The sequence below is a fragment of the Salipiger sp. genome (assembly GCF_059781815.1).
On the sequence record NZ_JBYNAH010000031.1, the window covers coordinates 19,869 to 29,848 of the forward strand.

The following is a 9,980-nucleotide window of genomic DNA, read 5'->3' on the forward strand; positions in this document are numbered from 1 at the left end:
ATGCTGCGCCATGCGCTCGCCCTCGGACTTGCCCTTTTCACCACCGCCCCGGCGCTAGAGGCCCAGCAGGCCCGCCAGCCCTCGCATTGCATCGCCATCGCCGATGCGGCGCCGGGGCTGCAGTATCTCCACAAGGCCGCCTGGACCGATCCGGTGCCGGAATACTCGGTGCGCATCCGCTACCTGTCGCATGCCAGCTTCCTGATCCAGACCGTCGGCGGGCTCGAGGTCGTCACCGATTACACCGGCTTCATCGGCAACACCGACCTGATCCCCGACATCGTCACCATGAACCACGCTCACGGCACCCATTGGACCGCGACCCCCGATCCGGCGATCCCGCATGTGCTGCCCGGCTGGGGACCGTTCGGCGAGGGCATCGAGCACCATCTCGATCTTGGCGAGATGCTGGTGCGCAACGTCTCGACCGACATCCGCTCGGCGATGGGCGGGGTCGAGGAGAAGGGCAATTCGATCTTCGTCTTCGAGGTGGAGGGGCTCTGCATCGGCCATCTCGGCCACCTGCATCACGAGCCCAACGATGCGCAATACGCGGCCCTCGGGCGGCTCGATGTGCTGATGGTGCCGGTGGATGGCGGGCTGACCGTGCCGCTTGCCACCATGATCGACGTGGTCGACCGGGTGAAGAGCTCGATCATCCTGCCCATGCACTGGTTCTCGGGCTATTCGCTCAACGCCTTCCTCGAAGGGGTCTCGGACCGCTTCATGATCGACCGCCGCAATGGGCCCGAGATGGTGGTCAGCCTGCGCGACCTGCCCTCGCGCCCGACGGTGGTGGTGCTGCAGCCGATGCCCCTGCGGGAATAGCGGCGCGCCGTTCGGCAGGGGGCCCAAATCTTTCTGCGAAAGATTTGCCGGCGCCCCGACCGGCCCGCCCCTTGGCTTCGGGCGGAAAATCGGCACAGTCGGCGCCGAAAGGATCCCCCATGCCCCTCATGCCCGCCGACGACCGCTTTGCCGAGACCCTCGCCGCCCGCCTGCCCGAGAACACCCTGCGCCGCGCCGAGCCGCGCTATCTCGAAGAGCCGCGCGGGCGCTGGCGGGGCAGCTCGGGGTGGGTCGCCCTGCCGCGCAACGCCGAGGAGGCCGCGATCATCCTGCGCGCCTGCAATGAGGCCCGCGTCGGCGTCGTGCCCTATGGCGGCGGCACCGGGCTGGTGGGCGGACAGGTGGCGCAAGATGGCCCCGCGCCGCTGCTCGTCTCGATGGAGCGCATGACCGCGATCCGCGCGGTCTACCCGCAGGAGAACGTGCTGATCGCCGAGGCCGGCGCGGTGCTGGCCGACGTTCAGGCGGCCGCGCGCGAGGAGAACCGGCTCTTTGCCCTGTCGCTGGCCTCGGAAGGCACCGCGCGCATTGGCGGTCTGCTCTCGACCAATGCCGGCGGCGTCAACGTGCTGCGCTACGGCAATGCCCGCGAGCAGGTGCTGGGGCTCGAGGCGGTGCTGCCCGAGGGCACGATCTGGCACGGTCTGAAACGGCTGCGGAAGGACAACACTGGCTACGACCTGCGGCATCTGCTGATGGGCGCCGAAGGGACGCTGGGGCTGATCACCGCCGCCGCGCTCAAGCTCTCGCCGGTGCCCGCCGCCACCGGCACCGCGCTCTTCACCGTGGCAAGCCCCGCCGCCGCGCTTGACCTGCTGGCCATCGCCCGCGACCAGCTTGGCGAGGGCATCAGCGCCTTCGAGCTGATCTCGCGGCAGGGGCTGGAGTTCCTGACGGAGAAACTGCCGGACGTGCGCCAGCCCTGGCCAGAGGCTCCGGACTGGTGCGTGCTGGTCGAGCTGGGCCTGTCACGCGGGCTCGACCCCGAGGCGGCGCTGGAAGAGCTTTTCGGCACCGCGCTCGAGGCGGGTCTGGTCAGCGATGGCCTGGTGGCGCAGTCCGAGCAGCAGCGCGCCGAATTCTGGGCCATCCGCGAGCGCATCCCCGAGGGCAACAAGGCGATCGGCGCGATCTCGTCGCATGACATCTCGCTGCCGCTCGGGCTGGTGCCGGAGTTCATCGAGCGCGGGGCGCCCCGGCTGGCGAAGGTCGGAGATTTCCGCATCAACTGCTTCGGCCATCTCGGCGACGGCAACCTGCACTACAATGTCTTCCCCCTGCCCGGTCACAGCAAGGACGACCACGTTCACCAGCGCGAAGAGATCAAGCGCACGGTGCATGATCTGGTGCACGAGATGGGCGGCTCGGTCAGCGCCGAGCACGGCATCGGGCGTCTGAAGGTCGAGGATCTGGAGCGTTATGGCGATCCGGCGAAGCTCGCGGCGATGCGGGCGATCAAGGCGGCGCTCGATCCCAATGGCATCATGAACCCCGGCGCGGTGCTGCGCGGCTGAAGAAAATTCCTGCGAAGTTTCTTCGGCCCAAGATTTCTCGTACGAAAAATCTTGGGCAGGCTTCAGTTCGCCGACACCCGGAAGACGCAACCGTCCGAGATCAGCTCGGGCGGTGTGAGGCAGAGGCCGCGCGCCACGCTGAACGCCGCCAGCACCTTGGGCACATAATCGCGGGTCTCGGCATAGGGCGGCACGCCCTTGTGCTTGGGGATGGAGTTCTCGCCGGCATTGTAGCCCGCCAGCACCAGAATAGGATCGCCGTCGAAGGTTTCCATCAGGAAATCGAGGAAGGCGACGCCGCCGCGGATGTTCTGCCCCGGGTCGAGCGAATCCGAAACCCCGAAACGGGCGGCGGTGGCGGGCATCAACTGCATCAGCCCCTGCGCACCTGCACCGCTCACCGCATCCGCGCGGCCCGACGACTCGACCGCCATCACCGCCAGCGCCAGCGCCGGCGACACGCGGGTGCCCACCGTCGCCTTGAGAAGCTCCACGCCATAGGACGAGGCCATGGTCTGCAGATCCTGCAGACGCGGTGCGGCCACACCGTATCCCTGCGGCGGGGTCGAGAGCTTGATCAGCGTCGGCTCGAGCCGCCCGGGTCCGCTATCGGCAAGCGCCGGAGAGACCGCATCCCAGAACCAGCTGTAAGAGCCGCTGCCGCTGGCGCGGCCCGAGGCCGCCGCAACCGCAGGCTCTGCGGTCGAGGCCGGAGCCGGCCGCGGTTTCATCGGAGCCGGTGCGATCTGAACCGTGATCCGGCGCTTGGTGCCTGGCTTCGGCGGCGTGACCCGTTTGGCGGAGAACTCCGGAAACGGTGCCGGCTGATCTGCCGCAAGCCCGGCGGCGCTCATCACCGCCACGAAAACCGTGGCCGTCATCATACGAAACATTTTTGGACCTGCCTCTGGTCTCTGCTCTTTTGCGGCAGTCTCTCATGCCTTCGCCATTCGACCAAGACGATCGCGAGAATCGGCCCCGGGACGTGCCATTTTCGCCCGGAGCGGCAGCAACACCCGCACAGCGGGAAAATTGATACCGCAGTTTTTATTGCAATATCATCGACATGGCTCCGCCCGAATGTTTCCTCCTCCCTCCTGAAAAGAAACCAATTGCGCCAAATTCGTGCCCGAATCCGGGGGCTATATAAGCTCATACCGCAACGGACGGGGCAACGAGAGAGACCCCAAGGCACCGGCGCGGTGAGTGAGTAACCTTAGACCAGTACTTAATACTACGGAGAGAGACATGCTGAACTTCATCAAAAACTTCCGCGCAGACGAAGACGGTGCCGTGACGGTTGACTGGGTCGTGCTGACCGCAGCTGTGGTCGCAATGGCGATCGGTGCCTACACCACCATCAAAGACAACTCCGACAGCATGATCAGCGCCGCTGGCAACGCGATCGCTGCTGAGCAGGCCAACCTGTTCTAATCACGTCGGACGATCTGGATTTCTTGCCCACCGGTCGGCCTGACGGTCGGTGGGCAGATCCGCCCCCAACGCCAGTTCTCACGAGTTATCCCTTGGAGGGTTCCAGATGTTCCAGCGGCTGAAGACCTTCACCGAGAGCGAGGACGGCGCGATCACCGTCGACTGGGTGGTCCTGACCGCCTCTGTCGTCACCCTCGCCGCGATCTCGTTCTACCAGATCCGCGACAACAGCGCGAACCTGGAAGCTGCCGCAGGCAATGCCGTCGCGGCGGAACAGGCGCGGCTCTTCCCGGACTGATCCGGAACAGGACAGCCCACAACAATGCCAGCCGCTTCGGATCGAGGCGGCTTTGTCATTTTGGCCTCACCGTTTCCATCGCCCGCAAAGTGCTGCGCGACGGGCCAGAATTGGCCACATTCCCCGGCTAATCATCGGGATCAGGATCTGAGATCGCCCCGGGCCACAGGCGGCCCGAGATCAGGCGAAAACACGAGAGGTAACACGTATGCGACTGGTATTCGGACTTGTACTGCTGGCGGGTCTCGCCCTTGCGGGCTTTGCCGTGCACCTCGCCCAGAAGCAGTTCGGCGCCTATCAGAACGCGCTGCAGGAAGAGCGCCAGAAGGCGACCGAGGCGGTTCCGACCGGACGAATCTACGTCATGGCCCGCCCCATCGCGCGCGGCGAGATCCTGACCCCGGACGCGGTCAAACTGGCGCCCTGGCCGATGGAGATCATGCCCGAGGGCGTGTTCACCGAAAAGCGCCCCCTCTTCGTCGAAGGTGAAGCGCCTCGCGTCGTGATCAACGCCATGGACAAGTTCGACGCCGTCCTCGCCGGGCGCGTCAGCGAGCCGGGCGGCGATGCCGGCCTGACCTCGCGGCTCGAGCGCGGCGAGCGCGCCTTCGCCATCAAGGTCGACGTGGCCACCGGCGTTTCGGGCTTCCTGCGCCCGAGCGACCGGGTCGACATCTACTGGACCGGCCGCGTGCCCGGCAACGATCCCAACCTGCCGCAGGGCGATGTCACCAAGCTCATCGAGACCGGCGTGCGCCTGATCGCCGTCGACCAGACCGCCGAGTCGGAATCCTCGAGCCCGACCATCGCACGCACCGTCACCGTTGCGGTCACGCCGCAGCAGGTCGCCGGCCTCGCGCAGGCGCAAAGCACCGGTCGTCTGTCGCTGTCGCTGATGGCTGCGAACGATGAAACCGTCGCCGAAGCGATCGAGGTCGACCAGCGCGCCCTGCTCGGGATCACCAAGCGCGAGCAGAAAGCCGAGCAGAAAACGCTCGAAGTCTGCACCACGCGCCTGCGCCGCGGCTCGGAAGTGGTCGAGATCCCGATCCCCTGCACGAACTGAGCCTTTTCAAATACTTGGTCCGGGGCGCCCCAGAGCGCCCCGCGATCTGTCTGGTGCCCTGAAAACAAGCGCTGTTGCGCCCACCCCACATCAGCGGTGCGGCTGAAACCATTGATTCTTGCATAAAAACCCAAACTGGCGCACAGTCGCCCGCAAAGTGGGCAGAAAAGACCCGCATCCGAGGCGTGATCGAAAGGCAGGTCACATGACATTCGAGAATACCCTCAAGGCGGCCCTTCTCGGGCTGGCCCTGGCCGCTGGTCCGGTCGCACAGGCAAGCTGGGCCGAAAGTCTGCGCGTGGTGCAGACCGGCACCGAAAGCGTGCTCAGCGTTCCGATGAACCGCGCCGTGGTGGTCGAAAGCGACCTGCCCTTCGCAGAGCTCTCCATCGCCAACCCGGCCATCGCCGACATTTCCTCGCTGTCCGACCGCACCATCTATGTGCTCGGCAAGACCCCGGGCACCACAACGCTCACCATTCTCGACGGCAACGGCCGGCTGATCACCAATGTCGACGTGCGCGTCGCCGCGGACGTGACCGAATTCAAGGAACGGCTGCGCCAGATCCTGCCCAATGAACCCATCGAAGTGCGCACCGCCAATGACGGCATCGTGCTCTCGGGCACGATCTCGAGCGCGCAGAAGCTGCAGCGCGCCCTCGACCTTGCCGAACGCTACGCCCCCGAGCGGGTCTCGAACCTGATGACCGTGGGCGGCGTGCAGCAGGTGATGCTGAAGGTGCGTTTTGCCGAGATGCAGCGCTCGGTCGCCAAGAACCTGCGCTCATCCCTGTCGGTCACCGGCACGCTGTTCGGCAACGACGAAACCACGCTCGCAAGCCAGAGCGGCACCCTGATCGGCCAGTCGGTCAGTGACTCGGTCACCGTCAACGACGACACCGAGGGCGCCTTCCTGCTGGGCTTCAACAGCGGCGGCCTGCAAGTGGGAATCCTGCTTGAAGCCCTTGAATCGAAGGGCATTTCGCGCACCCTCGCCGAGCCGAACCTGACCGCGCTCTCGGGCCAGGAAGCGCGGTTCCTTGCCGGCGGCGAATACCCTGTCCCGGTGTCGCAGGACGATGGCACCACGATCGTCACCTACAAGCCCTTCGGCGTCGAGCTGAACTTCGTTCCGCGCGTCGTCGACGGCGACCTGATCAACCTCGAGCTCGAGGCGGCGGTGTCGTCCATCGACTCGGCCAACGGCATCACCACCGGCGAGATCACCATCGACGCCTTCCGGCGCCGCGAGACCTCGACCACGGTCGAGATGCGCGACGGCGAGAGCTTTGCCATCGCCGGCCTGCTGCAGGACGACTTCCGCGACCTCAACGGCCAGGTGCCGTGGCTCGGCGACATCCCGGTGCTGGGCGCCCTGTTCCGCAGCGCCGAATACGAGCGCGAGCAGTCCGAACTGGTGATCATCGTGACCCCGCATCTCGTGACCCCGACCCGGGGCGAGGTGCTGGCGCTGCCCACCGACCGCGTGCGCCCGCCCACCGAAAAGGACCTGTTCCTCTACGGCCGGACCGCGTCTGACAGCCGGCGGCCGCAATCCGGAGGCGCGGCGGAAGTCGCGAAGCAGGATTTCACCGGCTCCTACGGCTATGTAATGGACTGAGATGAGGACGGGTGCGATGACGGGGCGTAGCAAGATGATCAGGATCGGCCTGGCGGGCCTCGGGCTCTGCCTCCTCTCTGCCTGCGGCTCGAGCCAGTGGCGTCAGGAAGCCGGCAGGGTTGTCGATAGCGGCAATTTCGGCAACGCCACGATGAACAACACCCAGTTCCAGAACGGCGAACGCAACTACGTGGTCGATCTTGGCGAGCGCTTCGCCGAGGAAGTGCCGACGATGGTCACCTTCGCCTTCAACAGCGCCCAGCTCGACAACGGCGCCCGCGCCACCCTGCGCGAGCAGGCCAGCTGGATCCGTCAGTTCCCCGAAGTGCGCTTCCGCGTCTACGGCCACACCGACCTTGTCGGGTCGCCCGCCTACAACAAGCGCCTCGGCATGGCGCGCGCGCAGGCAGTGGTGGCCTATCTGGCGTCGCAGGGCATTTCGCGCTCGCGCCTCGAGGCGGTGGTCTCCTATGGCGAGACCCAGCCGCTGATCGTCACCAGCGAGCGCGAGCGCCGCAACCGGCGCACCGTGACCGAGGTGTCGGGCTTTGTCGCCTCGCATCCGACGGTGCTCGACGGCAAGTATGCCGAGGTGATCTATCGCGAATATATCCGCAGCGCAGAGCCCGCCAGCGGCCTGAGCGGGATCTCGGGATCCGAGCTCTCGACCGAGAGCTAATCGCCTTTCGCTGCGACTGATCGTCCAGCAATACCGTACAATTACGGTTTTTCGGCCCAAATGTCGCCCACATTCTGAGTGAATTTACTCTCAACGGGACAGCTGCGCCACGCGACTCGCCGCAGCGTCCCGGCGATGGGAAAAGGTATGTGTTCTGTCTTTCCTGTCACGCCGGGTGTCCCCAAGAAGGCAAAGGATGACAGGCAAATGACGAGTATGACCGCTGTACAAAGTGACCCGAGCCCGATTGTCGCCTGCACGATCAGCCGGAACGTGCAGAATTTCGATCTTCTCATCGAAGATATGGAAGCGCTGCTTGGCGAGGGTTGGGGCGATCTCGGGTTCGGCGAGGCGCTGGCCTTTCTCGGCCAGCCCGATGCCCAGGAGCTTGAATTCGTCGCCATGGCCATCGACGAGGAGGACGAGGACGACCTCGGCCTGATCTCGGATGTGATCGGCGCCGCGAAGGCGCGCGACATCAAGGTCGTGCTGATCGCCGAGGATGTCACCCCGGCCGCGCTGCACCAGCTTTTGCGCCGGGGCGCCGACGAGTTCGTCCCCTACCCGCTTCCCGAAGGCGAGCTGGCCTCGGCGGTCGACCGGATGCGCCGCGCCGCGGTGATCGCGGAAGCGGCGGAGCAGGGCGTCAAGCTCTCCGGCGATGGCGACGGCGTGCTGATCGCGGTGCAGGGCATGTGCGGCGGCTGCGGCGCCACCAATTTCGCGGTCAACCTCGCCTGGGAACTGGCCAACGTCACCAAGGAGCGCGCCCCGCGCGTCTGCCTGCTCGACTTCAGCCTGCAGTTCGGCTCCGTCGCGACCTATCTCGACCTGCCCCGCCGCGAAGCGGTGCTCGAGATGCTGAGTGACGTGGAGTCGATGGATGGCGAGAGCTTCGGCCAGGCGCTGGTGAGCTTCGAGGACAAGCTGCAGGTTCTGACCTCGCCCGCCGACCTCGTGCCGCTCGATCTGATCGGCCCGGAGGAGGTGAAACACATCCTCGACGTGGCGCGCGAGCATTTCGATTACGTCGTCGTCGACATGCCGACGACGCTGGTGCAGTGGTCCGACACGGTGCTGACCGAGGCGCAGGTCTATTTCGCCCTGCTCGAGCTCGACATGCGCTCGGCCCAGAACACGCTGCGCCTCAAGCGCGCCATGCAGGCCGAGGAGCTGCCCTTCGACAAGCTGCGCTTCACGCTCAACCGCGCGCCGAAATTCACCGACCTTCAGGGCAAGAGCCGGGTGCGGCGCATGGCCGAAAGCCTCGGCATCCGCATCGACCTGCAGCTCTCCGACGGTGGCCGCCTTGTCGGTCAGGCCAACGACCACGGCCTGCCGCTGGCGCAGCACGCGCAGAAGAACCCGCTGCGCAAGGAAATCGCGAAGCTGGCGACAGAGCTTCACAACATTGGCCAGTCCGAAGCCGAAGCGGCCTGAGAAGGAGTCTGAACGATGTTCTCCCGCTACAAGAAACCGTCGGCCAAGACTGCGGAACCCGCGGTCGCAGTGGCCGAGGCGCCCGCCGCGGCCAAGGCCCCTGCCCCGCAACCGGCCAAGGCCGCGCCCAAGCAGATGCCGGCCAACACGCGCAAGCCGCGCAGCAAGCCGGCCGAGATCAGCCCGCAGGACCGCGAGAAGAAGCGCAAGGAACGCCTTGGCGACATCAAGCTCGAGATGCACCGGGTGCTGCTCGACAACCTCAACCTCGCAGCCATCGACCAGGCCAGCGAGAAAGAGCTGCGCGAGGAAATCAGCGCCATCGTCGCCGAGACCCTTCAGGAGAAGGGCATCGTCCTGAACCGCGAGGACCGGCAGACCCTCAACCAGGAGCTCTATGACGAGGTCAAGGGCCTCGGCCCGCTCGAGGCGCTGCTGCAGGACGACACGGTTTCGGATATTCTCGTCAACGGGCCGCAGCAGATTTTCGTAGAACGAGCCGGTAAGCTTGAGCTTACCGACATCACGTTCAAAGACGAAAAGCACCTGATGCGGATCATCGACAAGATCGTCTCCGCCGTGGGACGTCGCGTCGATGAATCGAACCCTTACGTCGATGCGCGGCTGAAAGACGGCTCGCGTTTCAACGCCATGGTGCCGCCGATCGCGGTTGACGGCTCGCTCGTCTCGATCCGGAAATTCAAGAAGGACAAGCTGTCGATCGACGACCTGATCAACTTCGGCGCCTTCACCGAGGAGATGGCGGTCTACCTTCAGGCCGCGGTCGCCACCCGCCTCAACGTCATCGTCTCGGGCGGCACCGGCTCGGGCAAGACCACCACGCTCAACGCGCTGTCCTCGTTCATCGACGACAGCGAGCGCATCCTGACCATCGAGGACACCGCGGAACTCCAGCTTCAGCAGAGCCACGTGGGCCGGATGGAAAGCCGCCCGCCCAACGTCGAGGGCAAGGGCGCGGTGACCCCGCGCGACTGCCTCAAGAACGCGCTGCGGATGCGCCCCGACCGCATCATCGTCGGCGAGACCCGCGGCGAGGAAGTGATCGACATGCTGCAGGC

Annotated in this window: 10 protein-coding genes; 9 read left to right on the top strand and 1 reads right to left on the bottom strand. The window is 65.8% G+C overall.

The genetic code is table 11. The features are described from left to right. Window positions 1–828, top strand: a complete 828-nt coding sequence (locus AC6RA4_RS05650; protein WP_500158245.1) for an MBL fold metallo-hydrolase — start codon at window positions 1–3, stop codon at window positions 826–828. Window positions 829–947: 119 nt separating this feature from the next. Next, entirely contained in the window at window positions 948–2,363 is a 1,416-nt protein-coding gene (locus tag AC6RA4_RS05655) for an FAD-binding oxidoreductase (protein WP_500158247.1), read from the top strand. A 62-nt stretch (window positions 2,364–2,425) separates the two neighbouring features. On the opposite strand, the gene AC6RA4_RS05660 is transcribed toward AC6RA4_RS05655, so the two are convergent. Further along, window positions 2,426–3,244 (bottom strand): lytic transglycosylase domain-containing protein, encoded by an 819-nt coding sequence (locus tag AC6RA4_RS05660; protein ID WP_500158249.1) that lies wholly within the window; start codon window positions 3,242–3,244, stop codon window positions 2,426–2,428. Between the two features lie 367 nt (window positions 3,245–3,611). On the opposite strand from AC6RA4_RS05660, the gene AC6RA4_RS05665 reads away from it, so the two are divergent. The 7 genes from AC6RA4_RS05665 to AC6RA4_RS05695 form a co-directional block, all read left to right on the top strand. Then, window positions 3,612–3,797, top strand: coding sequence for a Flp family type IVb pilin (locus AC6RA4_RS05665; RefSeq protein WP_500158251.1), 186 nt, complete (start codon window positions 3,612–3,614; stop codon window positions 3,795–3,797). Between the two features lie 106 nt (window positions 3,798–3,903). Beyond that, window positions 3,904–4,095: a hypothetical protein gene (locus AC6RA4_RS05670; protein WP_500158253.1), complete on the top strand. Its 192-nt coding sequence runs from the start codon at window positions 3,904–3,906 to the stop codon at window positions 4,093–4,095. 208 nt (window positions 4,096–4,303) lie between these two features. Continuing rightward, window positions 4,304–5,161: a Flp pilus assembly protein CpaB gene (cpaB, locus tag AC6RA4_RS05675; RefSeq protein WP_500158255.1), complete on the top strand. Its 858-nt coding sequence runs from the start codon at window positions 4,304–4,306 to the stop codon at window positions 5,159–5,161. A 205-nt stretch (window positions 5,162–5,366) separates the two neighbouring features. Then, complete coding sequence (locus AC6RA4_RS05680) at window positions 5,367–6,782, top strand: type II and III secretion system protein family protein (RefSeq protein ID WP_500158257.1); 1,416 nt, start codon at window positions 5,367–5,369, stop codon at window positions 6,780–6,782. Window positions 6,783–6,798: 16 nt separating this feature from the next. Further along, window positions 6,799–7,461: an OmpA family protein gene (locus AC6RA4_RS05685; RefSeq protein WP_500158259.1), complete on the top strand. Its 663-nt coding sequence runs from the start codon at window positions 6,799–6,801 to the stop codon at window positions 7,459–7,461. Window positions 7,462–7,668: 207 nt separating this feature from the next. Beyond that, a complete protein-coding gene (locus AC6RA4_RS05690) occupies window positions 7,669–8,901 on the top strand; it encodes a CpaE/TadZ family protein (RefSeq protein ID WP_500158261.1) in 1,233 nt (410 codons plus the stop codon). A 15-nt stretch (window positions 8,902–8,916) separates the two neighbouring features. Continuing rightward, window positions 8,917–9,980 (top strand): TadA family conjugal transfer-associated ATPase (locus AC6RA4_RS05695; protein ID WP_500158263.1); only part of this gene is annotated, 1,064 nt, incomplete at its 3' end.

Bases quoted from the DNA above. Each gene is read 5' to 3' on its own strand.
- AC6RA4_RS05650 (WP_500158245.1), top strand. From the start codon at position 1: ATGCTGCGCCATGCGCTCGCCCTCGGACTTGCCCTTTTCACCACCGCC.
- AC6RA4_RS05655 (WP_500158247.1), top strand. From the start codon at position 948: ATGCCCCTCATGCCCGCCGACGACCGCTTTGCCGAGACCCTCGCCGCC.
- AC6RA4_RS05660 (WP_500158249.1), bottom strand. From the start codon at position 3,244: ATGACGGCCACGGTTTTCGTGGCGGTGATGAGCGCCGCCGGGCTTGCG.
- AC6RA4_RS05665 (WP_500158251.1), top strand. From the start codon at position 3,612: ATGCTGAACTTCATCAAAAACTTCCGCGCAGACGAAGACGGTGCCGTG.
- AC6RA4_RS05670 (WP_500158253.1), top strand. From the start codon at position 3,904: ATGTTCCAGCGGCTGAAGACCTTCACCGAGAGCGAGGACGGCGCGATC.
- cpaB (WP_500158255.1), top strand. From the start codon at position 4,304: ATGCGACTGGTATTCGGACTTGTACTGCTGGCGGGTCTCGCCCTTGCG.
- AC6RA4_RS05680 (WP_500158257.1), top strand. From the start codon at position 5,367: ATGACATTCGAGAATACCCTCAAGGCGGCCCTTCTCGGGCTGGCCCTG.
- AC6RA4_RS05685 (WP_500158259.1), top strand. From the start codon at position 6,799: ATGACGGGGCGTAGCAAGATGATCAGGATCGGCCTGGCGGGCCTCGGG.
- AC6RA4_RS05690 (WP_500158261.1), top strand. From the start codon at position 7,669: ATGACGAGTATGACCGCTGTACAAAGTGACCCGAGCCCGATTGTCGCC.